The organism is Streptomyces diversicolor (genome assembly GCF_057537855.1).
Genome location: NZ_BAAJXA010000014.1, coordinates 1 through 26,567, shown reverse-complemented (window position 1 = coordinate 26,567; position 26,567 = coordinate 1). Strand labels below are relative to the sequence as shown.

24 protein-coding genes are annotated in these 26,567 nt (G+C 71.9%); 10 read left to right on the top strand and 14 right to left on the bottom strand.

The annotated features are described in order from the left end of the window. Positions 1–261: 261 nt before the first annotated feature. Positions 262–873 (bottom strand): response regulator transcription factor, encoded by a 612-nt coding sequence (locus AC27LF_RS18185; RefSeq protein ID WP_003948568.1) that lies wholly within the window; start codon positions 871–873, stop codon positions 262–264. Between the two features lie 381 nt (positions 874–1,254). On the opposite strand from AC27LF_RS18185, the gene AC27LF_RS18180 reads away from it, so the two are divergent. Then, entirely contained in the window at positions 1,255–1,584 is a 330-nt protein-coding gene (locus AC27LF_RS18180; RefSeq protein ID WP_404023505.1) for a WhiB family transcriptional regulator, read from the top strand. An 83-nt stretch (positions 1,585–1,667) separates the two neighbouring features. On the opposite strand, the gene AC27LF_RS18175 is transcribed toward AC27LF_RS18180, so the two are convergent. Then, positions 1,668–2,567, bottom strand: coding sequence for a LysR family transcriptional regulator (locus AC27LF_RS18175; protein ID WP_479657054.1), 900 nt, complete (start codon positions 2,565–2,567; stop codon positions 1,668–1,670). An 80-nt stretch (positions 2,568–2,647) separates the two neighbouring features. Between AC27LF_RS18175 and AC27LF_RS18170 the strand changes: the two genes are divergently transcribed. The 3 genes from AC27LF_RS18170 to AC27LF_RS18160 all read left to right on the top strand — a co-directional run bounded on the left by AC27LF_RS18170 (position 2,648) and on the right by AC27LF_RS18160 (position 5,001). Further along, on the top strand, positions 2,648–3,325 hold the full coding sequence (locus AC27LF_RS18170; RefSeq protein ID WP_479657053.1) for an MOSC domain-containing protein: 678 nt from the start codon (positions 2,648–2,650) through the stop codon (positions 3,323–3,325). A gap of 97 nt (positions 3,326–3,422) precedes the next feature. After that, the gene (locus AC27LF_RS18165) at positions 3,423–4,196 is read left to right on the top strand and encodes an SDR family NAD(P)-dependent oxidoreductase (RefSeq protein WP_479657052.1); all 774 of its coding nucleotides are present in this window, start codon (positions 3,423–3,425) and stop codon (positions 4,194–4,196) included. Between the two features lie 97 nt (positions 4,197–4,293). After that, positions 4,294–5,001, top strand: coding sequence for an ester cyclase (locus tag AC27LF_RS18160; RefSeq protein ID WP_479657051.1), 708 nt, complete (start codon positions 4,294–4,296; stop codon positions 4,999–5,001). A gap of 61 nt (positions 5,002–5,062) precedes the next feature. Here the strand turns inward: AC27LF_RS18160 and groL are convergent, their stop codons facing one another. From groL to AC27LF_RS18140, 4 genes are all read right to left on the bottom strand, one after another. Then, on the bottom strand, positions 5,063–6,688 hold the full coding sequence (gene groL, locus AC27LF_RS18155; protein WP_404023510.1) for a chaperonin GroEL: 1,626 nt from the start codon (positions 6,686–6,688) through the stop codon (positions 5,063–5,065). Between the two features lie 113 nt (positions 6,689–6,801). Further along, positions 6,802–7,110: a co-chaperone GroES gene (gene groES / locus AC27LF_RS18150; protein ID WP_132856129.1), complete on the bottom strand. Its 309-nt coding sequence runs from the start codon at positions 7,108–7,110 to the stop codon at positions 6,802–6,804. A 210-nt stretch (positions 7,111–7,320) separates the two neighbouring features. Beyond that, complete coding sequence (locus AC27LF_RS18145) at positions 7,321–8,163, bottom strand: polysaccharide deacetylase family protein (RefSeq protein WP_479657050.1); 843 nt, start codon at positions 8,161–8,163, stop codon at positions 7,321–7,323. Next, on the bottom strand, positions 8,160–9,095 hold the full coding sequence (locus tag AC27LF_RS18140) for a polysaccharide deacetylase family protein (protein WP_479657049.1): 936 nt from the start codon (positions 9,093–9,095) through the stop codon (positions 8,160–8,162). Before AC27LF_RS18140 ends, AC27LF_RS18145 begins: the two co-directional genes overlap by 4 nt. Before the next feature lie 90 nt (positions 9,096–9,185). Between AC27LF_RS18140 and AC27LF_RS18135 the strand changes: the two genes are divergently transcribed. Continuing rightward, positions 9,186–10,442, top strand: coding sequence for a THUMP-like domain-containing protein (locus tag AC27LF_RS18135; RefSeq protein WP_479657048.1), 1,257 nt, complete (start codon positions 9,186–9,188; stop codon positions 10,440–10,442). Here the strand turns inward: AC27LF_RS18135 and AC27LF_RS18130 are convergent. The 4 genes from AC27LF_RS18130 to AC27LF_RS18115 all read right to left on the bottom strand — a co-directional run bounded on the left by AC27LF_RS18130 (position 10,420) and on the right by AC27LF_RS18115 (position 17,097). Beyond that, entirely contained in the window at positions 10,420–12,465 is a 2,046-nt protein-coding gene (locus tag AC27LF_RS18130; protein WP_479657047.1) for a cell wall-binding repeat-containing protein, read from the bottom strand. The genes AC27LF_RS18135 and AC27LF_RS18130 overlap by 23 nt on opposite strands. A 304-nt stretch (positions 12,466–12,769) precedes the next feature. Beyond that, the gene (locus tag AC27LF_RS18125; RefSeq protein WP_479657046.1) at positions 12,770–13,825 is read right to left on the bottom strand and encodes an LCP family protein; all 1,056 of its coding nucleotides are present in this window, start codon (positions 13,823–13,825) and stop codon (positions 12,770–12,772) included. A gap of 117 nt (positions 13,826–13,942) precedes the next feature. Then, positions 13,943–15,304: an endo-1,4-beta-xylanase gene (locus AC27LF_RS18120; protein WP_479657045.1), complete on the bottom strand. Its 1,362-nt coding sequence runs from the start codon at positions 15,302–15,304 to the stop codon at positions 13,943–13,945. Between the two features lie 761 nt (positions 15,305–16,065). Further along, positions 16,066–17,097 carry a LacI family DNA-binding transcriptional regulator gene (locus tag AC27LF_RS18115; RefSeq protein WP_479657044.1) on the bottom strand — a complete coding sequence of 344 codons (1,032 nt, stop codon included), beginning with the start codon at positions 17,095–17,097 and terminating at the stop codon, positions 16,066–16,068. A gap of 108 nt (positions 17,098–17,205) precedes the next feature. Here AC27LF_RS18115 and AC27LF_RS18110 point away from each other — a divergent pair, with 108 nt between their 5' ends. From AC27LF_RS18110 to AC27LF_RS18095, 4 genes are read left to right on the top strand one after another with little or no spacing between them, the layout of a single operon-like run. Next, positions 17,206–18,537, top strand: coding sequence for an ABC transporter substrate-binding protein (locus tag AC27LF_RS18110; protein ID WP_479657043.1), 1,332 nt, complete (start codon positions 17,206–17,208; stop codon positions 18,535–18,537). Continuing rightward, positions 18,534–19,415 (top strand): carbohydrate ABC transporter permease, encoded by an 882-nt coding sequence (locus AC27LF_RS18105; protein WP_479657042.1) that lies wholly within the window; start codon positions 18,534–18,536, stop codon positions 19,413–19,415. Before AC27LF_RS18110 ends, AC27LF_RS18105 begins: the two co-directional genes overlap by 4 nt. A gap of 4 nt (positions 19,416–19,419) precedes the next feature. Beyond that, positions 19,420–20,319, top strand: coding sequence for a carbohydrate ABC transporter permease (locus AC27LF_RS18100; protein ID WP_479657041.1), 900 nt, complete (start codon positions 19,420–19,422; stop codon positions 20,317–20,319). A gap of 48 nt (positions 20,320–20,367) precedes the next feature. After that, complete coding sequence (locus AC27LF_RS18095; protein ID WP_479657040.1) at positions 20,368–22,668, top strand: beta-xylosidase/alpha-l-arabinosidase; 2,301 nt, start codon at positions 20,368–20,370, stop codon at positions 22,666–22,668. A 316-nt stretch (positions 22,669–22,984) separates the two neighbouring features. On the opposite strand, the gene AC27LF_RS18090 is transcribed toward AC27LF_RS18095, so the two are convergent. The 4 genes from AC27LF_RS18090 to tsaB are packed head-to-tail and all read right to left on the bottom strand — an operon-like array spanning position 22,985 to position 25,518. Next, positions 22,985–23,242 carry a hypothetical protein gene (locus AC27LF_RS18090; RefSeq protein WP_479657039.1) on the bottom strand — a complete coding sequence of 86 codons (258 nt, stop codon included), beginning with the start codon at positions 23,240–23,242 and terminating at the stop codon, positions 22,985–22,987. Next, positions 23,239–24,360 carry a tRNA (adenosine(37)-N6)-threonylcarbamoyltransferase complex transferase subunit TsaD gene (tsaD, locus tag AC27LF_RS18085; RefSeq protein ID WP_479657038.1) on the bottom strand — a complete coding sequence of 374 codons (1,122 nt, stop codon included), beginning with the start codon at positions 24,358–24,360 and terminating at the stop codon, positions 23,239–23,241. The genes AC27LF_RS18090 and tsaD overlap by 4 nt, the downstream gene beginning before the upstream one ends. Continuing rightward, entirely contained in the window at positions 24,353–24,865 is a 513-nt protein-coding gene (gene rimI, locus AC27LF_RS18080) for a ribosomal protein S18-alanine N-acetyltransferase (RefSeq protein WP_479657037.1), read from the bottom strand. Before rimI ends, tsaD begins: the two co-directional genes overlap by 8 nt. After that, entirely contained in the window at positions 24,862–25,518 is a 657-nt protein-coding gene (gene tsaB, locus AC27LF_RS18075; RefSeq protein ID WP_479657036.1) for a tRNA (adenosine(37)-N6)-threonylcarbamoyltransferase complex dimerization subunit type 1 TsaB, read from the bottom strand. The genes rimI and tsaB overlap by 4 nt, the downstream gene beginning before the upstream one ends. Before the next feature lie 114 nt (positions 25,519–25,632). On the opposite strand from tsaB, the gene AC27LF_RS18070 reads away from it, so the two are divergent. Next, positions 25,633–26,190, top strand: a complete 558-nt coding sequence (locus tag AC27LF_RS18070; RefSeq protein WP_479657035.1) for a hypothetical protein — start codon at positions 25,633–25,635, stop codon at positions 26,188–26,190. The last annotated feature ends 377 nt before the right edge of the window (positions 26,191–26,567 follow it).

Below are 26,567 nucleotides of genomic sequence, written 5' to 3'. Positions count from 1 at the left end.
CAGCCACGGACGGCCCGCAGTTCACCGACCGCGAAGACCTGGGCGACCCTTGGGCCACCAGGGCGTGCGCACACCCGGCGGCGGGGTCCAGTGCCGCGACAGGCAACGTTCACCCCGTCGCGACGCCCTGCACGCATTCTCGCTGCACCGGCCGAAAGCCCACGTACGTCCAGTACGCCCGGTAGGTGGACTTCCGTCCGGCACGCCGAAAGCACGCACCGGACGCCGTTCCTTGACGGGCAGACGGTGCCTGCCGCGGCACTAGCGGACCAGTCCCCAGCGGAAGCCGAGCGCCACCGCGTGTGCGCGGTCCGAGGCGCCGAGCTTCTTGAACAGGCGCCTGGCGTGGGTCTTCACGGTGTCCTCGGAGAGGAACAGCTCGCGGCCGATCTCGGCGTTGGAGCGTCCGTGGCTCATGCCTTCGAGCACCTGGATCTCGCGCGCGGTGAGGGTGGGCGCGGCGCCCATCTCCGCCGAGCGCAGCCGGCGCGGGGCGAGCCGCCAGGTCGGGTCGGCGAGGGCCTGCGTCACCGTGGCGCGCAACTCGGCGCGCGAGGCGTCCTTGTGCAGATAGCCGCGGGCGCCGGCGGCGACCGCGAGCGCCACGCCGTCGAGGTCCTCGGCGACGGTGAGCATGATGATGCGGGCCCCGGGGTCGGCGGACAGCAGCCGCCGCACGGTCTCGACGCCGCCCAGTCCGGGCATGCGTACGTCCATGAGGATGAGGTCCGAGCGGTCGGCACCCCAGCGGCGGAGGACTTCCTCGCCGTTGGCCGCCGTCGTCACACGCTCGACGCCGGGCACGGTCGCGACCGCGCGGCGGAGCGCTTCTCGGGCAAGCGGGGAGTCGTCGCAGACGAGGACGGATGTCATGGCCGCCCTCCGCAGCTGATGCGCGTCACCTTGAGCCTCCAGGCTGGTACGGAATCGTCACCTGTGCGGTCGACCGTCTCGGACGCCTGCCCGAGCGCTTGTGTTCTCAACCGCCTCCGCACTCTCAACGACGGTCACTCGAAAGAGTTACGGGGCTGCGTGCAATCTTCGGCACTCTACGTGAGGGCGCGCACACGGTGCATACATGCCCGACAGACTCTCAAGTTTTCATCACAACCTATGCCCCATTTAGCCCCTTTTCTTCCCATTTCACGGTGTCTGGGGCTAGATTCGCAATGAGTCATATTTTCATCTTCTTAGACCGGACATGTACGGTCGTTGGCACCGTATCCGCCCAGAACGGCGACAAGGGGTCACGTAATGGCAGATTTCTCCCGCCTTCCCGGACCGAACGCGGACCTGTGGGACTGGCAGTTGCTGGCTGCCTGCCGTGGGGTCGACAGTTCGCTCTTCTTCCACCCGGAGGGTGAGCGCGGGGCGGCTCGGAGTGCTCGCGAGAACTCGGCCAAGGAGGTCTGCATGAGGTGCCCGGTCCGCGCGGAGTGCGCGGCGCATGCGCTGGCAGTACGCGAACCGTACGGCGTGTGGGGCGGCCTGACCGAGGACGAGCGCGAGGAGCTGATGGGACGGGCGCGGAACCGGCTGGTGTCGGCTTCGTCGACCAGTGGGGACACCGCACCCAACACCTGAAGGAACGTTTCTGCAACCCCATACCGCTGCGCCCCGCCTACTGGGCGTGGCGGCACGCGCACGCCTGCCCGCGCCCGTACCCCTCACTGCCGGCGGGCGGCCCGCGCCAACTGCTCCAGCGTCGCCGCCACCGCCGGGACCTGGGCCAGGTCCGGCAGCGTGAGGGCGACGATCTCCCGGCGTACCGCCGGTTCCAGCGCCACCGTGCGCGCGCCCCGCGGGCGGACCGACTCGATCGCGAGCTGCGGCAGGACAGCCACCCCCAGTCCGGCGCCGACCAGGCCGACCACCGCCGGATAGTCGTCGGTGGCGAAGTCGATACGGGGGGTGAAGCCCGCGCCCTCGCACACCTCGACCAGCTGACCGCGGCAGCGCGGACAGCCCGCGATCCACGGTTCCGCGGCGAGGTCGCCGATGGCGACGGACCGCGCGCCCGCGAGCCGGTGCCGCTCGGGCACCAGCGCCACCAGACGGTCCGTCAGCAGCGGCCGTACGACGAGGTCGTCCCATTCCTCGGCGCCCGTCGCGTCCGCGTACCGGAACGCCAGGGTCACGTCGCAGTCGCCGGCGCGCAGCAGATCCACCGAGTGCGGGGGCTCCGCCTCCTCAAGGAAGACGCGGGTGCCGGGGTGGGCGGCGCGCAGCGCGGCGAGGGCGGTGGGGACGAGGGTGGAGCTGCCGCTCGGGAAGGACACCAGGCGGACCCGGCCGGCCCGCAGCCCGGCGATCGCGGCGACCTCCTCCTCGGCCGCGGTCAGCCCGGCGAGGATTCCCGACGCGTGCCGTACCAGCGCCTCGCCCGCCTCCGTCAGACGCATCTCACGACCGCTGCGGACCAGCAGCGGGGTGCCGACCGATGTCTCCAGGGCCTTCATCTGCTGACTGACGGCCGGCTGGGTGCAGCCCAGTTCCCGGCCGGCCGCCGAGAAGGAGCCGGTGGTGGCGACGGCGCGCAGGGCGCGCAGATGACGGGCCTCGATCACCCTTCGAGCATAAGCCGACCTTGGGCGAAGCGCCCGATATTGCGTCGACGCTTTGAGCGCGCTGCCGTACGGTGCCCGGCATGCAGCTTCTCTCGGTGAATGTGGGGCGCCCGAAGGCCGTCGACTACACGGACCAGCCGGACGGGCTGACCGGCATCGACAAGCGTCCGGTGGACGGGCCGGTGCGGGTGGCCGCGCCGGGCCCGAAGGGCAGCGGCGGAAGCGGCCTCGCCGGGGACGCGGTCTGTGACCTGCGCCACCACGGCGGCGACGACCAGGCGGTGTACGCGGTCGCGCGCGAGGACCTGGACGACTGGGAGGGCGAGCTGGGCCGGACGCTCCCCGACGGCGCCTTCGGGGAGAACCTGACGACGCGCGGTCTCGACGTCTCCGGCGCGCTGATCGGCGAGCGCTGGCGCATCGGCCCGGACGTCGTGCTCGAAGTCACCTGCGGGCGCATCCCGTGCCGGACGTTCCAGGCCCACCTGGGCGAGCGGGGGTGGGTGCGGAGGTTCACGCGGAAGGGTGCGCCCGGTGCCTACCTCCGGGTGATCGAGCCGGGTGAGATCAAGGCGGGCGACCCGGTGCGGATCGTGTACCGGCCGGACCACGATGTGACGGTCGCCGTGCAGTTCCGCGCGGAGACCACCGAGCGGGAGCTGCTGCCCCGCATCCTCGCGGCGGGCCGCGCCCTGCACCCGGAGGCCCTGGCCGAGGCCCGCGCGTACGTGGCGAAGCACGGCGGCCAGGGCGTGTGAGCGGCCGCGATGGTCGGCCCGCGAACGGGCGTCGCACCGGCTGGAGGGCCGCGCGCACGGAACGGATGCCGTCCCTGCGGGTAACTACTCTTGGGCCATGACAACGGCTCTGATTACGGGTTCGACGGCGGGGATCGGCGCCGCGTTCGCGCGGCGGCTGGCGGCGGACGGGCATGACCTGGTCCTGGTCGCACGGGACACCGGACGGCTGCGCGAGCAGGCGACCGAGCTGCACGACCGGCACGGCATCGAGGCGGAGGTGCTGACGGCCGACCTGGCTCGGGACGAGGGCATCGAGGCGGTCGCCGCCCGGCTCGGCGACCGCAAGAACCCCGTCGACCTGCTGATCAACAACGCCGGCTTCGGCAACAAGGGCCGCTATCTGGACGTACCGCTGGCCGACGAGCTGCGGATGCTCAAGGTGCACGTCGAGGCGGTGCTGCGGCTGACGTCGGCGGCGAGCGAGGCGATGCGGGAGCGCGGGCGCGGCGGGATCGTGAACGTGGCCTCGGTGGCGGCCTTCGTGCCGCGGGGCACGTACGGGGCGTCCAAGGCGTGGGTCGTGCAGTTCACCCAGGGGGTCGCGAGGGATCTGGCCGGTACGGGCGTCCGGCTGATGGCGCTGGCCCCCGGGTTCGTGCGCACCGAGTTCCACCAGCGGGCCGGTATGGGCACGGACAACATCCCCGGGTGGATGTGGCTGGACGCGGACAAGCTGGTCGAGACGGCGCTCGCGGACCTGGCGCGCGGCAGGACGCTGTCCATTCCGGATCCGCGGTACAAGGCGCTGATGGGGCTGGCGAAGGTGGCCCCGCGCAAACTGGTGGGCGGCATCAGCTCCCGGACCGGGCGCAGGTACGGACCGCGCTGAGCCCCCGGCGAACCCTCGCGCGCCGAAGGTGAGGGCGCCGCTCCGGTGGGAGGATGGGCGGGACGGAACCGGACCCAGGGGGGCCGGAGGCGGCGTCATGACGTTCGTACAGCTCATCGAGTGCAGGACGAGCCGGTTCGACGAGATGAACCGGCTGCTGGACACATGGGTCCAGCAGACCAAGGGGAAGCGGACCGCGACATACGACCTGGTCGGCAAGGACCGGTCCGACGCGTCGCACATCGTCGAGATCGTGGAGTTCCCCTCGTACGCGGACGCGATGCGGAACTCGAACCTTCCCGAGACGGACAAGGTGTACCGGCAGCTGGTGGCCCTGTGCGACGAGATGCCGACGTTCATCGACCTGGACGTCGTACGCGACGAGCCGCTGGGCGCGGAGACGGTGCGGCGCTTCTTCGCGACGCTCGCGGCGCCGGGTGAGCTGGGGCCGCTGAACGATCTCCTCGACGAGGACGTGCACAGCCACGATCCCCTCAATCCGCAGGACACGATCGGGCTGGACTCGGTTCGCGCCGAGTACCGGATGTGGCGGGCCGCCTTCGAGGCCGCCTTCACCGTGGAGGACCTGATCGTCCAGGGTGACCGGGCCTGTGCCCGCTGGACCTGGAACGCCACGCACCGGGGGGAGTTCCTGGGGATCACCGCCACGGGCAGGCGGGTGACCACGACCGGTACCACCGTCTTCCGGTTCGGCGCGAACGGCCGGATCGCCGAGACATGGTGGCAGCACGACCAGTTGGGGCTGATGCAGCAGTTGGGCGCCCTCGACCAGCTGGAGCAGTGACCGCGACGGGCAACGCGAAGGCCCGGCGCCCTTTCGGGTGCCGGGCCTTCGCTGCCGGGTGTCAGTGGGCGTGGCCGTGGCCGTGGCCCGCGGCGGCCGGCTCTTCCTCTTCCTTCTTCTCGACGACCAGGGTCTCGGTCGTCAGCAGGAGGGAGGCGATGGAGGCGGCGTTCTCCAGGGCGGAGCGGGTGACCTTCACCGGGTCGATGACGCCGGCCTTGACCAGGTCGCCGTACTCGCCGGTGGCGGCGTTGTAGCCGTTGCCCTTGTCCAGCTCCTTGACCTTGGAGACGATCACGTAGCCCTCAAGGCCCGCGTTCTCCGCGATCCAGCGCAGCGGCTCGACGACGGCGTTGCGGACGACCGCGACACCGGTGGCCTCGTCGCCGGACTTGTCGAGGTTGCCGTCGAGGACCTTGGAGGAGTGGACGAGCGCGGAGCCACCACCGGAGACGATGCCCTCCTCGACCGCGGCGCGGGTCGCGGAGATGGCGTCCTCCAGACGGTGCTTCTTCTCCTTCAGCTCCACCTCGGTGGCGGCGCCGACCTTGATCACGCACACGCCGCCGGCCAGCTTCGCAAGGCGCTCCTGAAGCTTCTCGCGGTCCCAGTCGGAGTCGGTGTTCTCGATCTCGGCCTTGATCTGCGCGATGCGGCCCTCGACGTCCGACTTGTCGCCGGCACCGTCGACGAGGGTGGTGTCGTCCTTGGTGACGGTGACGCGGCGGGCGGTGCCGAGCACGTCGAGACCGACCTGGTCCAGCTTGAGGCCGACCTCTTCGGAGATGACGGTGGCGCCGGTGAGGATCGCCATGTCCTGCAGCATCGCCTTGCGGCGGTCGCCGAAGCCCGGGGCCTTCACCGCGACGGCGTTGAAGGTGCCGCGGATCTTGTTGACGACGAGGGTCGACAGGGCCTCGCCCTCGACGTCCTCGGCGATGATCAGCAGCGGCTTGGAGGAGCCCGCCTGGATGACCTTCTCCAGCAGCGGCAGCAGGTCCGCGATGGCGGAGATCTTGCCCTGGTTGATGAGGATGTACGGGTCCTCCAGGACGGCCTCCATGCGCTCCTGGTCCGTCACGAAGTACGGCGACAGGTAGCCCTTGTCGAAGGCCATGCCCTCGGTGAAGTCCAGTTCGAGGCCGAAGGTGTTGGACTCCTCGACGGTGATGACACCGTCCTTGCCGACCTTGTCCATCGCCTCGGCGATCAGCTCGCCGACCTGCTGGTCCTGGGCGGACAGCGCGGCGACGGCGGCGATGTCGGACTTCTCGTCGATCGGCCGGGCCGAGCCGAGCAGGTCCTCGGAGACGGCCTTGACGGCGGCGTCGATGCCCTTCTTCAGGGCGGCCGGGGAGGCGCCGGCGGCGACGTTCTTCAGGCCCTCGCGCACCAGGGCCTGGGCCAGCACGGTGGCGGTGGTGGTGCCGTCACCCGCGATGTCGTTGGTCTTGGTCGCCACCTCCTTGACCAGCTGGGCGCCGAGGTTCTCGTACGGGTCCTCGATCTCTACCTCACGGGCGATGGTGACGCCGTCGTTGGTGATGGTGGGAGCGCCGAACTTCTTGTCGATGACGACGTTGCGGCCCTTGGGGCCGATCGTCACCTTCACCGTGTCGGCCAGCTTGTTGACGCCGCGCTCAAGGGCGCGACGGGCGTCCTCGTCGAACTTCAGGATCTTCGCCATGGCAGCGGGAGCCCTCTCGGAAATCTGGTGATAAAGACGCTGCGCCCCGGGCGCCCGGCTTCTTGATGGCGGGGCCAGGGGCGCAGCTCACAGCACGAGTGCTTCGGGGTGAATTACTTCTCGATGATCGCGAGCACGTCGCGGGCCGAGAGAACGAGGTACTCCTCGTTGTTGTACTTCACCTCGGTGCCGCCGTACTTGCTGTAGAGCACGACGTCGCCGACGCTGACGTCGAGCGGAAGACGGTTGCCGTCTTCGAAACGGCCCGGGCCCACGGCCAGGACGACGCCCTCCTGGGGCTTCTCCTTGGCGGTGTCCGGGATGACCAGGCCCGAGGCCGTGGTCTGCTCGGCGTCCAGCGGCTGGACCACGATGCGGTCCTCAAGCGGCTTGATGGCAACCTTGGAGCTGGCGGTCGTCACGATCCGACCTCCCCCTTCGGAGATCTCACGGGGTTAACTGTCTGAGGTGGCGACCAGGTCGATCCGTCGTCGCGGGTGCCGGACCTGCCCGTCGCGTTGTTGGCACTCTCCATGGGGGAGTGCCAGAGCCGAGACTATGACTGCGATTAGCACTCGGTCAAGCGGAGTGCCAATCCGCGGCGGCGCGTCCGCCGAGGTGGCCCCGACGGCTCACAGGTAGTCCTCCAGGCGGCCCACGGTCAGACCCGCGGACTGGACCCGCCGGAGCAGGCGCGTCGTGCGCTCCCTGAGGGTGGGTCCGGTGGACTCGTCGGGGCCGACCAGGATGATGTCGCCGGGGCGCAGGCGCTTGTCGCCCCGGACGTAGTCGAGGGTGTCGGCGCCCATCGCGGCCCGCCACAGGACCACCGCGGCGATGCCGCAGTCGGCCGCCGCGGTCAGGGTCGTCGTGTCGTATGTGCCGTAGGGCGGGCGGAAGAGGCGGGGGCGGATGCCGAAGCGGGACCTGAGCTTGTCCTGCTGGCCGCAGATCTCGGCGCGCTGCCCCGCGTAGGGCAGTCCGCGCAGGGCGGGATGGTCGAGGGTGTGGTTCTGGACGTCGGCGCCGACCGAGCGGAGGCGGGCGAAGTGGCCGTAGCCCGGGCCGACGACGCTGTCGGTGAGGAAGAAGCTGACCGGGAGCCGCAGGTCGCGGACCATGTCGATGAACCGGGGGTCCCGCTCGGCGCCGTCGTCGTAGGTGAGGAAGACGACCGGGTCGGAGGTCGTCACATGGTCCACGACCGGGGGCAGGGAGCGGCCCGCGGTGCCGGCCGGCAGGGGGCGCGCGGCGGGCTCAGGAGCCGGGGCGAGCGGGGCGCTCAGGCCCCATTGGCGGTAGGGCTGCCGGGTGGCCGGGCCGTGCGACCGCACGCCCTGGGCGGCCTTCTTGCCGAGCCGTTCGATGGGGTCGACGGACTGGGCGCAGCCGGCCAGGAGCAGGACGCAGGCCAGGGCGGCGGCGGCCGGCGTCCTGCACCGTGCCGCCGCCGTGGACCGCCCCGGGCGCCTCACAGGTAGTCCTCCAGGCGTGCCACCGCGTAGCCCTCGCGGGTGACCTTGTTCAGGAACCGTCTGACCATGTCGGTCATGGACCCGTCCCAGTCGGAGCGGCCCCGGAAGTGGGTGAGCACGATGTCCCCGGGGTGCAGGCTGCGGTCCCACTCGCGGTACTCCCAGTGGTCGACGAAGACCTCCTCGTCCCAGATCGGCGCGTACTTGATGCCGCAGGACTTGGCGGCGACCAGGGTGTCCCGGTTGTAGTTGCCGTAGGGCGGGCGGAAGACGGCCGGGCGCTTGCCGAGCTGCTTCTCCAGGATGTCCTGCATGCCGCAGATCTCGTCCCGCTGCTCCTCGTAGGACAGGCCGGGCAGGTAGGGGTGGTGGAGGGTGTGGTTGTTGAGCGTGACGCCCTGCGACTGCATCGTCCGGAAGTAGCCGTAGTCGTCCTTGGCCAGGTAGTCGCTGAGGAAGGCGGTGTAGGGGATCTTCAGGTCGGCCATCATGCGCAGGAACGCCGGGTCCTTCTCGGCGCCGTCGTCGATGGTGAGGAAGACGACCTTCTGCCGGGTGGGGATCGTGGTGAAGACCGGGGGCAGGCCCAGTTCCTCCTGGCCCTCGACCTCGAAGCCGTCGCGGGCGGTGATCCGCGGCTTGTGCGCCGGGGGCCGCGGGGGCGTCAGGGGTACCTCGTCCAGGCCCCAGCGGCGGGCGGCGGCGGCCAGGGTGGCACGGTCGGCGGCGCGCCGGGCGTCGTAGTCGTCCAGGCGGGGGGCGGGGGGCGCCTGGTGCGGCTGCCGGCCCGAGGCGGGGCGGACGTCCGCGTCACCGCCGGGCGCCGTGCAGCCGGAGACGACGGCGGTGACGGCGAGCAGGGCGATGCCGCCCCGGACGGACGACCTGCCACGATGTGCACTATTTTTGTCATTTTGTACTACTACTCGCATGGTGCCGGATCCTCGCAGTCACCGGCCGGAGATCCGGTCCGACACCGCCGCCGCGGGCGCAGCATCCACCGACTGGCCCACAATGACCCGGTGAACGACCTGCTCCCCTTCCGCTCACTGCTCACCCCCGAGGGCCGTGCCCTCCTCGACGAGGTACGCGACACGCGGCCCGGCGACGAACTCGCCGTCGCCACCCGCCTGCGCCGCACACACCCGGCCGGACTGGTCTCGGCGGCCCTCGGCCAGGCCCGGCTGCGGCAGCGGGCGGCGGCGAAGTTCGGGGCCGCGGACGCGGGGCGGATGTACTTCACGCCCGACGGGGTCGAGCAGGCGACCCGGACCAGCGTGGCGACGTACCGGGCGGCACGCCTGCGCGACCTGGGCGTCGGCTCCGTCGCCGACCTGTGCTGCGGCATCGGCGGCGACGCGATCGCGTTCGCCCGCGCCGGGATCCGGGTGCTCGCCGTGGACCGGGATCCGCTGACGGTCGAGGTCGCCCGCGCGAACACGGCGGCCCTGGGCCTGGAAGAGCTGATCGAGGTGCGGGAGGCGGATGTCACCCAGGTCGACACCTCCGGCTGGGACGCCGTGTTCGTCGACCCGGCCCGGCGCGGCGGCCGGACGGGAGGAGCCGCGCGGGGCGCGTCGGCGACGGGCGGCGGCCGGGCGGCGGGTGGGCGGATCTTCGACCCGGAGGGCTACTCCCCACCGCTGTCCTGGGCGGTGGGCGCGGCGTCGGCGGCGCGCACGGCCGCGCTGAAGATCGCGCCGGGGATCGCCCACGAGGCGATCCCGGACCGGGCGGAGGCCGAGTGGATCTCGGACGGCGGGGAGGTGAAGGAGGCGGTGCTCTGGTTCGGCACCGGGGCACCGGGCGCCGTGCGGGCCACCCTGCTGCCCGGTCCGCGCACCCTGCTCGGCCGGGGCCTGCCGGACCCCGAAGTGCGGTCCGTGGGGCGGTACTTGTACGAACCCGACGGCGCCGTCATCCGCGCGCACCTGGTGGCCGAGGTCGCCGCCGAACTGGGCGGCGGGCTGATCGACGCGACCATCGCCTATGTGACCGCGGACGAACTGCGGGCGACGCCGTACGCCACGGCCTACGAGATCACCGACCGGCTCCCCTTCAACGTCAAGAAGTTGAAGGCGCTGCTGCGGGAGCGTCAGGTCGGGACGCTGACGGTGAAGAAGCGGGGGTCGGCGGTGGAGCCGGAGGAACTGCGCAGGAAGGTCAGGCCGCAGGGGCCGAACGCGGCGACGGTGTTCCTCACGCGTGTCGCGGGGGCGCCGACCATGCTGGTCGGCGCCCCCGCGACGGCGACCGCTACTGGTGCCGGGCCGTCCTGAGCGAGTCCAGGTTCGGCTCCGCGTCCGGCCGGCCGGACTTGGCCGGGGCGGCGGCGGGCCCGTCGCCGCCGGCGCGCAGCGCGAAGGACTGCGTGCCCGCGCTTTCCACGCCGTTGTAGAACGGCCGGTACACGAAGTCGTTCCCGCTGGCGCTGATCGACGAGCCGGCCGTGTTCAGCCCGCCCAGGGTGACCGAGCCGGTGTCGCCGAAGGCGATGACGGACTGGGTGCCCGCGGACTGGCGCAGCAGATAGCTCTTCGTGTCGTCGGACAGGCCGGGCCGTGTGGTCCACAGGATGGGGCCGTACACGTTCATCGCCGCGCCCGCGGACATCCCGTCGCGCCAGGAGCCGGTGTAGGCGACGGCGACCGTGCGCGGCGTGGTCCACCAGAGCTTGCTGAGGGCCACCGAAAGGGCCTCGGCGCTGCCCGCCGTGACCGGGTAGTAGTAGTACGTCGACGGCCACTTGGAGAAGGACGTGTGCGTCACCGCGTACTTCGCCGCCGAGCCGACCGGGATGATCATGGTCTTGTCGGGGTTCAGGCCGTTGAGGTACGACTTCACCGCCGAGGACAGCGTGTTGCCGCTGGTGAGGACGAGACTGCCCGCGGCGCTCGGGCCGTCGGCGCCCGCCGCCGCGGCCGCCGGGAGGGCCGCCTTGTAGTCGGTGCCGCTGGCCAGGAAGACGTACTTCGGGCTGGTGGTCACCACCTTGGCCGCCGCGACGGAGGTCGCGTAGCGGTCCGCTGCGGAGATCCGCTTCGGGACGTAGCCGAGGGTCCGCAACTGGGCGGCGACATCGCCGGACAGGACGGAGGTGCCGCCCAGCATCCAGACGTTCGCGCCCGGCTTCAGCACCCGCTTCAGCTCGTTCTTCACCGCCGTCGACAGCCCGGTCTTCGGCGTCATCAGCACCGGGCCCTGCTTCTTGCCGGCCAGCGCGGGCGCGGCGAGCGAGTACGCCGAGTCGTCCCGGTTGACCAGCACCGCGGACTTCGCGTCCAGCAGGCCGGGCCGGCTCGTGCCGACCGTGTTCCAGCTCCAGCGGGAGGAGGCGACGTTGGTGGCGTAGGAGTCGGCGCCCCAGACCCGGCCGGTGGTGTTCTTGCGCAGCGGCTGCCAGCTGGGGTTGTCGCCGATACGCAGGCCCGCACCGCCCGCGACCTTGGTCAGCTCGCCGGTGGCCACGTCGACGTACTCGATGGTGTGCACGTCGTCGCTGTTCGGCGAGGTGTGGGCGTCGAAGACGATCCGGGTGCCGGTGGGCGACCAGGACGGGTTGGCGTACTGCCGCGGGCCGGTGGTCAGTTGCTTGACGCCGGTGCCGTCGGCGTCGGCCGTGAAGATCTGGGTGTTGCCGTCGGCGTCCGGGCGGACGAAGGCCAGCTTGGTGCCGTCGGGCGAGTAGTCGGGCTGCCGGGCGTCGGTGAGGACGCGCTTGACCGTCCGCGCGGACCCGTCGTAGACGTAGACGCCGGCGTTGTCGTGGCAGTTGCTGGTGTTGCGCTGGAAGGCGACCAGGCCCGTCGTGCTCACCGTCGGGTGGGTGTCGCAGACGGTGGACGGCTCCAGGGCGTTGGTCAGCAGCGGCTGCGGGGCCCACGACCCGTCCGAGGGGCCGTAGGCGAGCTGACCGCCGGTGGAGAAGACGACGTATCCGCCGCTCCAGCCGAAGGCCAGGTCCTCGTACGGGGCGCTGGAGCGCACGCCTTCGGCCCACGGCAGGGTGATCTTGGTGGAGCCGCTGGGGCGGAAGCTGGAGATCCGGCCCGAGCTGGTGATCAGCCGGCTGCCGTCCGGTGCCCAGGCGGCGTGGTCGCCCCCCACATTGGGGATCTGGGTGGTCTTGCCGGTCGCCGGGTCGATCAGGGTGCCCCCGTCGACGAGGATCTTGCCTTCGGTGCCGGGCCAGGGCCCCGCGTCGTCGGCGGTGGCGCCCGGCGCGGTCGCCAGGGTGCCCACCGCGGCGAGCACCGCCGCGGTCGCGAGCGCCGCGGCACGGCGGCGCGTGAACAGTCTCAAGTTGTCGACCCCCCACGGTCGGATGACATGTCAGTCGAGTTGCCGCGCGCGGCCGGGTCGGCGTCTGTCCCCCAGGCGACCACACAGCCGTTCCACAGCGGCTGAGCAACTGTAGTACCCAACCGGTACGGGGTGAACGCCGTTGCGAATGAACAGAGTTGTTATTTCAGGTTACGAGATCGCACTCGGCGGCCCTGCTCGGCGCAGGGAGCGCTGGGAGGCCGGCGCAGGAGGCGGCACGAGGGGCACCAGCGCAGGGGGCTCAGCGCAGGGGGCTCAGCGCAGGGGGCTCAGCGCAGGGGGCTCAGCGCAGGGACGCCCACAGGTCGGTCGCGGCCGGTTCGCGGGCCACCACCCGGTTGCGGTCGTACGGCGCCGTCACCACCGGCATCATCACCGTCGTCACCCGGTCCGCCGTCAGCCCCTTCAGGCTCTGGCCGAGGCGCATCAGCTCGGGCAGGGAGTCGAGCCCGGTGTCCGTGGTGAGACTCGCGGTGACCGCGTCGGCGACCCGGTAGAGCCGGGTCGGGTCGCCGAGCAGGTTGGTCGCGGCCATCTGTTCCAGCAGGCCCTTCACCAGCTTCTGCTGGAGACCTATCCGGCCCAGGTCGCTGCCGTCGCCGATGCCGTGCCGGGTGCGGGCGAGGGCCAGCGCCTCGGTGCCGTCGAGGTGATGGGTGCCCTTGTCCAGGTGCAGATGGCTCTGGTCGTCGTCGATGTCCTCGTCGGTGGTGACCTCGACGCCGCCGAGGGCGTCGACCAGCTTGGCGAAGCCCGAGAAGTCGATCTCGACGTAGTGGTCCATGCGCACGTCCGTCAGCGACTCGACCGTCTTCACGGCGCACACCGGACCGCCCACGGAGTAGGCGCTGTTGAACATCGCGTTGTACGCCACCGCCGTAGAACCCCCGGACGGCAGCGGGCACGACGGCCGGGTCACCAGCGTGTCGCGGGGGATGCTGACGACCGTGGCCCGGGTGCGGCCCGCGTCGATGTGCACCACCATCGCCGTGTCGGAGCGGGCACCCGAGCTGTCGCCGCCGCCGAGTTCCCGGTTCTCCTTGCCGCTGCGCGAGTCCGAGCCCAGGACGAGGATGTTCACCGCCTCGGTGGGCAGCGGTGACGCGGTCGGCTCGGCGCTCGCCGACGGGGTGACGAGCGGCTTCGCCGGGCGGTCGTCGCCGAGCGCGCTGTTGATGTCGACGCTCTTGATGTTGTGGTCGAGGTGCCAGTAGACCCAGCCCGCCGCCCCGATCCCCAGCACCAGCGCGCCGGCGAGCGCGAGACCGGCGGCCCTGAGCGCTCTCGACCGCCGGCCCGTGTGTCTGTCCTCGTCGCCGTTCTCGTCGTGTCCGGTCACAAGAAGAACGTAAGTCCGAATTATTAGCGGACTGTTAGCGGACGGGCCGCGAGACCGATTTCTTGGGAAAATCTCACGATTCCGGCCCCCGGCTCGGTCCACCGGACCGTCGATCGGTCACGTCAATGTGACCGTGGGGAGCGGATTGCTGCCGCTCCATGAGGCGTTGAAGCCGAACGTCACCGAACCGCCGTCCGGCACCGATCCGTTGTACGACGCGTTCGAGCAGGTGACCGCCGAACCGGACTGGGTGCAGGTGGCGTTCCACGCCTGGGTGATCTGCTGGCCGGCGCCGAACGCCCATGTCGCCTTCCAGGACGACAGCGCTGCGCCGGAGCAGGAGATCGTCACCTGCCCGGTGAAGCCGGTGTTCCACTGGCTGGTCACCGCGTACCCCGCCGTGCACGCGCCGGTCGGCGGTTCGGTCGGGCCGCCACCGCCGCCGAGCGCCTGCGCGATGCCGTAGTACGCCGGTTTCGGCGCGTAGTTCGCGTCGTACGGCGTCGCCGCCCCGTAGCCGGGGAAGGTGCTCTCCACCCAGGAGTCGGAGTCGGTGAAGCCCCAGACCGTGAGGTTGACGCAGCGGGTCACCGCAGCGCAGGCCGCGACGACCGACTTGTAGTCGGCGGCCTGCTGGGCCAGCTTGGCGCTGTCGGCCGGCAGTGCCATCCGTACGTCCAGTTCGGTGATCGCCACGTCCACGCCCAGGTCGGCGAAGCGCTGGATGTTCTGCTGGAGGGTGGACGGGACCTGCCCGAGGATCAGATGGGCCTGGAGGCCGACGCCGTCGATCGGCACGCCCCGCTGCTTCAGGGACCTGACCAGGTTGTACAGGGCGGTGCTCTTCGCGTTGACGCCCTCGACGTTGTAGTCGTTGATGTACAGCTTGGCGGCCGGGTCGGCGGCGTGCGCCCAGGTCAGGGCGTTGGCGATGTAGTCGGTGCCGAGGCCGTTGTACCAGAGGGTCGAGCGGTAGGTGCCGTCCTCGTTGAAGGGCTCGTTGACCACGTCCCAGGCGGCGATCTTGCCCTTGTAGCGTCCCACCTCCGTGTTGATGTGGTTCTGCAGCAGGCCGCTGAGCTGGGCGGGCGTCCAGCTGCCGTTGGTCAGCCAGTTCGGGTTCTGGCTGTGCCAGACCAGGGTGTGGCCGCGTACCTGCTGGTCGTGGGCCTGCGCGAAGGCGACGATCTGGTCGGCCTCGGCCCAGTTGAAGGTGCCCTGGGTGGGCTCGACGGATCCCCACTTCATGGCGTTGCCCGGGGTGAGCGAGCCGAACTGTGTCCCGGCGATGGCGGCGTAGGTGCCGGTCAGCTTGGAGCCGGTGACCGCCGTGCCGATGACCTTGCCCTTCGCGGCGCCGAGGTCGCGCAGCGGGGGGTCGGCGGCGTGTGCGGCGGGGGTCGCGACCAGCAGGGCGCCGAGCGCCGTGACGCCGGTGAGCAGCGACCCCAGGGATAAGCCCGTTCTCAGAGATCTCATGCGGGTGCCTCCGAAAGTTTCGGTTCGATAACCGACTGGCTTCGGAGCAGTGTGCGGGCGGAGGGAACCCCCGTCAATACAACAACACGCCCACCACCGGCTCCCTGTCGCGACGGCCGCCAGAACTCAGGCCACCGGGGGCTCCCACGGAAGAGGCGACACCGCGCCCCGCCGCAGGGGGTCGGGCCAAGCCCCGAGGATGCGCTCGCCCCCGCGCAGCGCCCGGCGTTCCCAGCCGGCCCGCCACCCCCGACGGCCGCAGCCCCGCCGCGCCCCCGCTCGGGACACATCCGGCACCCACCAGCTGGCACCCACCCTCGATGCACCGCCAGGGGGCACCCGACGGCCCCGACCGCACCGCCACCCCGGGACCGACGACACACCCGCCCCGTCCAGGCCGCGGCGGCCCCGCCCCGCGGCTTCGCCGGCACCCCCTCGGAACCCGGTACACCCGAGGCGTCCGCCACCGACTCCCCCGCGACGATGGGCGAGTCGCCCCAACGGTCGACGCAACACCAGGCGCACCCGCCGGTCCCCGTCCCCGCGGCTCCTGCCCCCGGGTACGCGCGGGTGGGCGCGCTCGGCTTCCTGTGGTGCGGGGCGGTTCGTCCCCGGGGTGGACCCGCCTCCGCGTTGCCGCGGCTGAGTCGTCGCGGGGGATCGCAGGCAGCGTCTCGCAGGGAGACGCGGTCGGGGTGCGTGGTCCCGAGTCCCCTGCGGAGTCGGGGGCTCGGCATCGCCGTCGGTGCGGTCGAGCGACGCTAAGGCGCCGCCGGTGGGGCGGTGCTGGTGCGGGTCACCAAGGTCGTGGCCAGTTCCACGCGGGTCGCCACGGGGGACTCCTCCTCGCGGCCGAGGTCGAGGACCAGCCGGGCCGCGGCCTCGGCCATCTCCGTCAGGGGCTGGCGGACGGTGGTCAGCGGCGGCCCCACCCAGCGGGCCACGGGCAGGTCGTCGAAGCCGACCACGCTCAGGTCCTCCGGGATGCGCAGCCCCAGCTCCCGCGCGGCCTCGTACAGTCCGAGCGCCTGGAGGTCGTTGCCGGCGAAGACGGCGGTGGGCCGGTCCGGGCGGCGCAGCAGTTCCAGGCCCAGCCGGTAGCCCGCCTCGTGGTGGAAGTCGCCGGTGACGATCAGCGAGGAGTCGACGGGCAGCCCCGCGGTCTCCAGCGCGGCCCGGTAGCCGTCGACCCTGGCCCGGCTGCACATCATCCGGGACGGCCCGCTGATCGCGCCGATGCGGGTGTGGCCGAGTTCCACGAGGTGCCGGGTGGCGGCCAGGCCGCCCTGCCAGTTGGTCGCGCCGATCGACGGCACGTCGGCGCCCGGGTCGCCCGCCGGATCCATCACCACGAACGGGATCGAGCGGCTGGTGAGCAGCGCGCGCTGCGACTCGTCGAGCCCGGACAGCACGAGGACCACGCCGTGCGGGCGGCGCGCGGCGACCTGGTCGGCCCAGGTCCGGCCGGGGGTGAGCCGCCCGGCCGACTCGGAGAGCACGACGCTCAGACCGGCGTTGCTGGCCACGTTCTCCACGCCCCGGATGACCTCCATGGCCCAGGCGCTCTCCAGTTCGTGGAAGACCAGGTCGATCAGGGGCGAGCGGGATGCCTCGGCCCGGCGGCGGCGGTAGCCGTAGGCGCGCAGCAGTTCCTCCACGCGGGTCCGGGTCGCCGGGGCGACATCGGCGCGGCCGTTGAGGACCTTCGAAACAGTCGGAGCGGAAACTCCCGCCTCGCGGGCGATCTCGGCGAGCGTCGCCGTCTGCGTTTCTGCGGACTTCCCAGGCTTCATGCCCGCGATCGTAATCCCTGCGCAACCTCTTGACGAAGCCTCCGCCGGGCCATACCTTCCCGGAACATTCGATGCCTTACTCGAAACATTCGGACGAGAGGTGCTGTGATGGAGTCCCAGACGTCCAACGGCGGGCGTACCTTCAGCAGGCGCTGGGTGCTCGGCGCCGGTGCCACCACCCTGCTCACCGCCGGACTCTCGGCCTGCGGCTCCTCCGGCGGCTCCGGCAGCGGCGGCGGCACGCTCACCGCATTCGTGTACGGCGACGACGCGGTCAAGGTGCAGACCAAGGCCGTCGACCGGTTCAACGCGTCGGCCGCCGCCCAGCAGACCAAGGGCAGGATCAAGCTGGAGAAGGTGCCCGGCGCCGACTATCCGGCCAAGCTGCGCACCGCGATGGGCTCACCGAACGCCCCCGACGTCTTCTTCAACTGGGGCGGCGGCTCGATCAAGGCGTACCAGGAGGCCGACCAGCTGGTCGACCTGACCGACACCATCGCGTCCGACGCGGTCCTCAAGGACGGCTTCCTGCCCTCGGTCCTCGCGGCCGGCGGCCTGAACGGACGCGACTACGGCATACCGATGCGCGGCATGCAGCCCGTGATCCTCTTCTACAACAAGGCCGTCTTCGCCGAGCACAGGCTCCGGCCGCCCACCACCTGGGACCAGTTGCTCGACATCAACGCCAAGCTGAAGAAGGCCGGGATCACCCCGTTCGCGCTCGGCGGCGCGGACATCTGGCCCGAGCTGATGTGGCTGGAGTACCTGGTCGACCGCATCGGCGGCCCCGAGGTCTTCGACCGGGTCAAGAACGGCGACGCGGCCGGCTGGGGCGATCCGGCCGTCCTCAAGGCCGCCGAGACGGTCAAGCAGCTCATCGACGACGGGGCCTTCGGCAAGGGCTTCAGCTCGGTGGCGTACACCAACGGCGGCGCGCCCGCGGTGTTCGCAAAGGGCAAGGCGGCGATGCATCTGATGGGCTCGTGGGAGTACTCGACGCAGCTCGGCAAGTTCCCGGACTTCGCCCGGAAGAACCTGGGCTGGTTCGCCTTCCCGAAGATCGAGGGCGGCGCCGGCGACATCCGCAACGTCGTCGGCAACCCCACCAACTACTGGTCCGTGAACGCCCGTACCTCCAACAAGGACGCCGCGATCGCGTTCCTGCGCGAGTGCGCCTCGCAGTCCTACGCCAAGGACCTGGTCGCCAACGGCGACATCCCGGCCACGGCGAACGCGGAGAAACTGCTGGACGCCTCGCCGAACCCGGAGTTCGCGAAGTTCCAGTACCAGATGGTGCGGCAGGCCCCGGCGTTCACGCTGAGCTGGGACCAGGCCGTGGACCCGAACGTCTCCACGCCGATGCTCACCGAGATCAACAAGCTGTTCGTCGGGAAGTCCTCGCCGGCCCAGTTCGTGTCGGCGCTGAAGGGACTGAAGTGAGCACGAGCACGGCGAAGGGCGGCCCGGGTACGCGGGCGGGCCGCCCGCACGTCTCCTGGGCCCTGCCCGGCGTGCTGTTCTTCGCGTTCTTCGCGGTCGTCCCCATGGTGCTGGCCTTCTGCCTGTCCTTCACCACATGGAACGGCCTGGGCGACCCGGAACCGGTGGGCCTCGCCAACTGGCGCAAGCTGCTGGGCGACGACCGGCTCACCCAGTCCCTGACGGTCACCGTCCTGCTCACCGTGGCGAGCTGGGTCTTCCAGACGGCGATCTCCCTGCTGCTCGGCGTCTGGGCGGCCGGCCGGCAGCGCAACCGGGCGGTCCTCTCCGCGGTCTTCTTCGTGCCGTTCCTGCTCTCCTCGACCGCGATCTCGCTGCTGTTCTACGCCCTGCTCGACCCGAACTTCGGCATCATCCGCAAGGACACCCTGGGCTCGACCAGCGGCGCCTTCCTCGCCATCGTGTTCGTCGGCGGCTGGCAGTTCATCCCGTTCCACACCCTGATCTACCAGGGCGGGGCACGGCAGATCCCCGAGGTGCTGTACCAGGCGGCGGCGATCGACGGCGCCGGCCGCTACCGCCAGTTCTTCTCGATCACCCTGCCCCAGCTGCGCAACACGGCGACGACGTCCGGCGTGCTGATGGTCGTCGGCTCGCTGACGTACTTCGAGACCGTGCTGATCCTCACCCAGGGCGGCCCCGGCACCGACACGGCGATCCTGCCGTACCTGATGTACGAGGCGGGTTTCAAGAGCTACGACTTCGGCTACGCGAGCGCCATCGCGACGTTCCTCGTGGTGGCCGCCACCGCACTGTCCCTGCTGCTCGTGCGGCTGTCCGGCTTCGGCGCGATGCGCAGCACCCGGGAAGGAATGTGACGGAGTGTCACACGATACGCTGCCCCGTCCCGTGAGGACCGACCGGCCGCAGGCCCTGCCGGACGCCGGACGCCGCCGCCGGCACTGGAGCAGGCGCCCCAACCCGCTCGCCGGCCTCGGCTCGGTGATCTGGCTGGTGATCGTGATCGTCCCGATCTACGCGATGATCTCGGCCTCGCTCACCCACCAGGACCAGGCGCTCGGCAACAACGCCCTCAAGCCGCCCGCCCGTCCGACCCTGGACAACTACAACACCGTCCTGCACAACGGCTTCGGCCACTTCCTGGCGAACACGGCGATCGTCGCGGCGGCGGTCGTGGTGATCGTCCTCGTGCTGTGCGTCCCGCTCGCCTATGTGGCCGTCCGCACCCGGAGCCGATGGTCGACGGCGGCCTTCCGGCTGTTCCTGCTCGGGGTGGCCATCCCCGCGCAGGCCGTCGTGGTGCCCCTCTATCTGATGATCGCGAAGCTCGACCTGTACGACAGCCTGCTCGCGATCATCCTGCCGACCGCGGCCTTCGCGATGCCCGTGTCGGTGCTGATCCTCACCGGCACGCTGCGGGACATCTCCGAGGAGCTGTACGAGGCGATGGCCCTGGACGGCGCCTCGGCCACCCGGATGCTGTTCCAGCTGGTCGTCCCGATGGCCAAGGGCGGCATCAGCACCGTGGTGATCTACTCCGCGCTCCAGGCATGGAACGGCTTCCTCTTCCCGCTGATCTTCACCCAGTCCGACGGCCCGCGCGTGCTGACCCTCGGCCTGTTCACCTACGTGAGCCAGTTCGGCGTGAACATCCCCGCCCTGCTCGCCTCGGTCGTCCTCTCCGGCATCCCGATCTTCGCCGTGTATCTGGTGGCCCGGCGCGCCCTGGTGGGCGGCCTGATGGGCGTGGGCGGCAAGTGAGGACGACCGACCCGCGGCAGCCTCTCCCCCCTTTCTGACAGGAGTTACATGACCACCGCTCCCTGGCGGGACACCGCCCTGGCCGCCGCCGACCGCGTCGACGACCTGCTCTCCCGGATGACGCTGGAGGAGAAGACCGCCCAGCTGTACGGCGTATGGGTGGGCGCCGCCACGGACGGCGACGGGGTCGCCCCTCTCCAGCGCGAGATGACCGCCGACTACGACTGGGACGAGCTGATCACGCTGGGCCTCGGCCAGCTGACCCGTTCCTTCGGCACGGCACCCGTCGACCCGGCGCTGGGCGCGCAGGCGCTGGCCCGCGCGCAACGGCGCATCGCCGCTGCGGGCCGCTTCGGCATCCCGGCCGTCGCCCACGAGGAGTGCCTGGCCGGCTTCACCACCTGGGGCGCCACCGCCTACCCGGTGCCGCTCGCCTGGGGTGCGACCTTCGATCCCGCCCTGGTCGAGGAGCTGGGCCGGCGCATCGGCGAGGACCTGCGCTCGGTCGGCGTCCACCAGGGGCTCGCGCCCGTCCTCGACGTGGTCCGCGATCCGCGCTGGGGCCGGGTGGAGGAGACGATCGGCGAGGACCCGTACCTGGTCGGCACGGTCGGCACGGCCTATGTGCGCGGACTGGAGTCGGCCGGGGTGATCGCCACGCTCAAGCACTTCGCCGGGTACGCGTCCTCGGCGGGCGCCCGGAATCTGGCCCCGGTGCGGGCGGGCGTACGGGAGTTCGCGGACGTCACGCTCCCGCCGTTCGAGATGGCGCTGCGCGAGGGCGGCGCCCGCTCGGTGATGGCGGCGTACAACGAGACCGACGGCGTCCCGGCGTCGGCCGACCCGTACCTGCTGACCGGACTCCTGCGCGAGGAGTGGGGGTTCACCGGCACGGTGGTGGCCGACTACTTCGGCATCGGCTTCCTTGAGACGCTGCACCGGGTGGCCGGCAGCCCGGCGGAGGCGGCCCGCGCGGCGCTGGAGGCCGGCGTCGACGTCGAGCTGCCCACCCTGAAGTGCTACGGAAAGCCGCTGGTGGCCGCCGTGCGGGAGGGACTGGTCCCCGAGTCGCTGGTGGACCGGGCGGCCCGCCGGGTGCTGCTGCAGAAGTGCGAGCTGGGGCTGCTGGACGAGGACTGGCGGCCGGAGCCGGCCGGGCCGGTCGACCTGGACTCGGCGGCCAACCGCGCCCTGGCCCGCCGGCTGGCCGAGGAGTCGGTGGTGCTGCTGGACAACCCGGACGGGCTGCTGCCGCTGGCCCCCGACACCCGGATCGCGGTCGTCGGGCCGCGCGCGGCGGACGCGCTGGCGATGCTCGGCTGCTACTCGTTCCCGTCCCATGTGCTCCCGCACCATCCCGAGGTGCCGATGGGCCTCGACATCCCCAGCGTCCTGGAGTCGCTGCGCGCCGAACTCCCGGACGCCAAGGTGACGTTCACGCAAGGGTGCGGGGTGTCGGACCCGGACACGGCCGGCTTCGAGGAGGCCGTGGCACGGACCGCGGAGGCGGACGTGTGCGTGGCGGTGCTGGGCGACCGGGCCGGGCTGTTCGGCCGTGGCACCTCGGGCGAGGGCTGCGACGTGGCCGACCTGCGGCTGCCCGGCGTCCAGGGCGCGTTGCTCGACGCGCTGGTGGGCACCGGCGTCCCGGTGGTCCTGGTGCTGCTGACCGGCCGCCCCTACGCGCTGGGCCGCTGGCGGGACCGGCTCGGGGCGGTGGTGCAGGCGTTCTTCCCGGGCGCGGAGGGCGGCCCGGCCGTCGCGGGCGTGCTGTCCGGCCGGGTGAACCCGTCAGGGCGGCTCCCGGTGAGCGTGCCGCGGACCCCGGGCGGTCAGCCGTGGACCTATCTCCAGCCGCCGCTGGGCCTGGCGGGCGAGGTCAGCAGCCTGGACCCGACCCCGCTGTACGCCTTCGGCCACGGCCGCTCGTACACGACGTTCGCCTGGGAGGACTTCACCGGCCCGCAGGCGGAGATCGGCACGGACGGCGCGTACGACGTGTCGGTGACCGTCCGCAACACCGGCGACCGGGACGGCACCGAGGTCGTCCAGCTGTATCTGCACGACCCGGTGGCCTCGGTGACCCGCCCCGACGTCCGTCTGATCGGCTACCACCGGCTGGACCTGGCCGCCGGCGAGTCCCGCCGGGTGACCTTCCGCTTCCACGCCGACCTCTCCGCCTTCACCGACCGCGCGGGCATCCGGGTGGTCGAGCCGGGCGCACTGGAACTGCGCCTGGCCACGTCCAGCGCGGACATCCGGCACACCGCCCACCTGACCCTGACAGGCCCGGCACGGGCCCTCGGCCCCGACAGACGCCTCCACTGCGAGACACGAGAGCACGACTGACACCCGGCCCCTCACGCCACGGCAACGGCGGTCCGGCGAGGGCCCGCCGGGCCTCCGCCCTGCCCAGCAGTCGCCTCCGCCCTGCCCAGCAGTCGGGGAAGGCCGCCAGCCGGAACCCGGGCTCCCAGGTCACACCCGGGGCGGCCCCCGGACCTACCGTCACGGTCGTGACCGACGGGCGGATCACGGCGAGCCGGATGCCACCCGCCGCCGGGCCCGCGGACGGCCGGTTCGGGCGCCCTGGACGTACCGGCCGGCGGGGCGGGTCGACGACGGTCCGGGCGGATCGTGGACTTCCCCGGGCCGGCGGGCGAGGTCAGTCCTCGGCGACCGACTCGAAGCGCCAGCGGTGGACCGGGCGGGAGACCAGGTCGGGTGGGGGGTCGGGGAGTTCGGGGAGGTCGGCGTCGTACGGTGCGTCCCACCAGGTGATGACCAGCACCCGGTCCTGCGGGGCGCGGAAGGTCTCGCGGCGCAGCGGGCTCCCGGACGGGTGCTGCGCCCGGGCCCAGCCGAGGAGTTCCCCGCCCCGGCCCTGTGCCGCCCGCGCCTCCCACATCAGCGCGACCGTCACGAGTAGAGGTTCTCCTTGCTGATCTCGTGCACATGGTCGTGCGAGTGGGCGTGGGTGCGGGCGCGGGCGGGGGTCTCGCCCGGGACGTGCGGGTCCGTCACGGGCAGGGAGGAGTCGGCCGACAGCTCCCAGTCGGAGGCGGCCCGGTTGCGCGCCACCATCTCCGCGCCGAGGGCGGCCACCATCGCGCCGTTGTCGGTGCACAGCTTGGGCCGCGGCACCCGCAGCCGGATGCCCGCCGCCTCACAGCGCTCCTGCGCCAGGGCACGCAGCCGGGAGTTGGCGGCGACACCGCCGCCGATCATCAGATGGTCGACGCCCTGGTCCTTGCAGGCCCGTACGGCCTTGCGGGTCAGCACGTCCACCACGGCCTCCTGGAAGGACGCCGCGACGTCCCGCACCGGGACCTCCTCGCCGGCCGCCCGCCGGGCCTCGATCCAGCGGGCCACCGCCGTCTTCAGACCGGAGAAGGAGAAGTCGTACGCGGGATCACGCGGTCCCGTCAGGCCACGCGGGAACGCGATCGCCTCCGGGTCGCCCTCGCGTGCGTACCGGTCGATGACCGGGCCGCCGGGGAAGCCGAGGTCCAGCACCCGGGCGATCTTGTCGAATGCCTCGCCGGCCGCGTCGTCGATCGTCGCGCCCATGGGCCGGACGTCCGAGGTGATGTCCGTCGACAGCAGCAGCGACGAGTGTCCGCCGCTGACCAGCAGGGCCATGGTCGGCTCGGGCAGCGCGCCGTGCTCCAGCTGGTCCACGCAGATGTGCGAGGCGAGGTGGTTCACGCCGTACAGGGGCTTACCGAGTGCGTAGGCGTACGCCTTCGCCGCCGAGACCCCGACCAGCAGCGCGCCCGCCAGGCCGGGACCCGCGGTCACCGCGATGCCGTCGAGGTCACGCGCGTGCACGCCGGCGTCCTTCAGGGCGCGCTGGATCGTCGGGACCATCGCCTCCAGGTGCGCTCTGGACGCCACCTCCGGCACCACCCCGCCGAAGCGTGCGTGCTCGTCCACGCTGGACGCGACGGCGTCCGCGAGCAGGGTGGTGCCGCGGACGATGCCGACGCCGGTCTCGTCGCAGGAGGTCTCGATCCCCAGGACCAGAGGTTCGTCAGCCATTGTTCTCGGTTCCTCGTACGGAAGTGGATGCGGACGGGTCCGTCAGGCGCATCACCAGGGCGTCCACGTTCCCCGGCTGGTAGTAGCCGCGTCTGAAGCCGATCGGTTCGAAGCCGAAGCGCTCGTACAGCTTCTGTGCGCGGACGTTGTCCACGCGGCACTCCAGCATCACCTCGGCGCAGTCGAAGGCGGTGGCGGCCCGCAGCAGCTCGGTCAGCAGCAGCCGGCCGAGCCCGGTGCCCCAGTGGTCGCGGGCGACGGCGATGGTCTGGATGTCGGCCAGTTCGCCCTGGGCGGCCAGGCCCGCGTACCCGACGACCCGGTCGCCCTCGACGGCCACCACATACCGCCGGGTCGCCTCCGGGCCGCGGGCGTGCGCCAGCTCGGACCAGAACATGCCGCGCGACCAGGCGTCCTCGGGGAAGAGGTCCTTCTCCATGCCGAGGACGGCATCGATGTCCCACCAGCGCATCTCGCGCAGCGCGGGCTTCACGGACTCGGTCACTTGGGGGTGACCACCTTGTAGTTCTTGGGCACCTGCGCGTCGGGACGGCGCAGGTAGAGCGGGCGGGGATCGGGCAGCGGCTCGCCCGCGGCCAGCCGCTCGGCGGCCAGCGCGGCGAGGGCCGCGGCGGAGACGTGCTCGGGCTCGTGGGCCTGCGGGAAGGTGCCGGGGTACAGCAGCGCGCCCGCGCCGACGGCGGGCAGCCCGGCCACCCGCTCGGCGATGTCCGCGGGCCGGTCCACGGCCGGGCCCGTCAGCCGCGTGCGCGAATCCGCGTACGTCGCCCAGTAGACCTCCTTGCGCCGGGCGTCGGTCGCCACGACGAAGGGGCCCTTCTCGATGTCGGCCGCGTAGGCGAGGCCGTCCAGGGTGCACAGGCCGTGCACGGGGACGCCCAGGGCGAGGCCGAAGGTGTCGGCGGTCATCAGGCCCACGCGCAGCCCGGTGTAGGGGCCGGGGCCGGTGCCGACGACGATCCCGGTGACGGCGTCCAGCCGGAGCCCCGCCTCGGCGAGGACACGGTCCACGGCCGGCAGCAGCAGCTCGCCGTGCCGGCGCGCGTCGACCTGGCTGGAGGAGGCGATGACGGCGTCGCCGTCGTGCAGCGCGACGGTGACGGCGGGGGTGGCGGTATCCAGAGCGAGCAAGAGCACGCGAACAGCCTACGGCTCCGCGGGCCCCGTGCACGCCCGCCCCGGTAGGGCGGTCACTGACTGCTACGGTCGGCACGAAGTACGACATATGGCGCGAAGCAGAGGTGGGCAGACGTGGCAGGGACCAGCTCGTCGATCGTGGCCGGGCTCACCGCGGTGGCCGTGGGAACGGTCGGCTTCCTCGCCTACCAGGCCTCCGCGAACGTACCGCCCGGGCTCGGCGGCAGGCCCAGCGCGAGCGCGTCGCCCTCGGTGGCCGCCAGCAAGGCGCCCCGGGACAGAAAGGACCCCGCTGCGCTGCCCGCCGGTTCCGGCAGGGGTGAACGGGTCGTGTACTCGGTGGACGACGACCGGGTGTGGCTGGTCGGCGCGAACGGCAGGGTGCAGCACACGTTCGCGGTGACGCCGGGCACCGTGGACCCCAAGCCGGGCTCGTACGAGGTGACGTCCCGGTCGAAGGCGATCACCGGGACCGACGGGGCGCTCGTCGAGCACGTGGTGCGGTTCGCCGCTGTGGGCGGCGTGGTCGTCGGCTTCAGCGCCGCGGTCAAGGACTCGCCGTCGGTGCCGGATCCCTCCGTGAAGACGGGCGGTATCCGGGAGACGCGGCGGGACGGCGAGGCGATGTGGAAGTTCGCGACGATCGGGGTGCGCGTGGTGGTGATCCGCTAGCGGCTCCGCCGGGGTGCGGGTTCGATCGTCATGGGTGGGTGACAGGTCCATCGTCGGCTGCGGGAGCGTCGTGGCTTGTCGCGCAGTTCCCCGCGCCCCTAAGCGGGGCAGCCAGGTCGGCAGTCGGGTGCGGGAGCGTCGTGGTTTCTCGCGCAGTTCCCCGCGCCCCTAGCGGGGCAGTCAGGTCCGCGGTCGGGTGCGGGAGCGTCGTGCGTTCTCGCGCCGTTCCCCGCGCCCCTAAGCGGGGCAGCCAGGTCCGCGGTCGGGTGCGGGAACGTCGTGGTTTGTCGCGCAGTTCCCCGCGCCCCTAAGCGGGGCAGCCAGGTCGGCGGTCGGGTGCGGGAGCGTCGTGGGGTCTCGCGCCGTTCCCCGCGCCC

Excerpts from the sequence above, each read along its gene's own strand:
- AC27LF_RS18185 (WP_003948568.1), bottom strand. The coding sequence starts at position 873 with ATGACATCCGTCCTCGTCTGCGACGACTCCCCGCTTGCCCGAGAAGCG.
- AC27LF_RS18180 (WP_404023505.1), top strand. The coding sequence starts at position 1,255 with ATGGCAGATTTCTCCCGCCTTCCCGGACCGAACGCGGACCTGTGGGAC.
- AC27LF_RS18170 (WP_479657053.1), top strand. The coding sequence starts at position 2,648 with ATGCAGCTTCTCTCGGTGAATGTGGGGCGCCCGAAGGCCGTCGACTAC.
- AC27LF_RS18165 (WP_479657052.1), top strand. The coding sequence starts at position 3,423 with ATGACAACGGCTCTGATTACGGGTTCGACGGCGGGGATCGGCGCCGCG.
- AC27LF_RS18160 (WP_479657051.1), top strand. The coding sequence starts at position 4,294 with ATGACGTTCGTACAGCTCATCGAGTGCAGGACGAGCCGGTTCGACGAG.
- groL (WP_404023510.1), bottom strand. The coding sequence starts at position 6,688 with ATGGCGAAGATCCTGAAGTTCGACGAGGACGCCCGTCGCGCCCTTGAG.
- AC27LF_RS18140 (WP_479657049.1), bottom strand. The coding sequence starts at position 9,095 with ATGCGAGTAGTAGTACAAAATGACAAAAATAGTGCACATCGTGGCAGG.
- AC27LF_RS18120 (WP_479657045.1), bottom strand. The coding sequence starts at position 15,304 with ATGAGATCTCTGAGAACGGGCTTATCCCTGGGGTCGCTGCTCACCGGC.
- AC27LF_RS18115 (WP_479657044.1), bottom strand. The coding sequence starts at position 17,097 with ATGAAGCCTGGGAAGTCCGCAGAAACGCAGACGGCGACGCTCGCCGAG.
- AC27LF_RS18110 (WP_479657043.1), top strand. The coding sequence starts at position 17,206 with ATGGAGTCCCAGACGTCCAACGGCGGGCGTACCTTCAGCAGGCGCTGG.
- AC27LF_RS18095 (WP_479657040.1), top strand. The coding sequence starts at position 20,368 with ATGACCACCGCTCCCTGGCGGGACACCGCCCTGGCCGCCGCCGACCGC.
- tsaD (WP_479657038.1), bottom strand. The coding sequence starts at position 24,360 with ATGGCTGACGAACCTCTGGTCCTGGGGATCGAGACCTCCTGCGACGAG.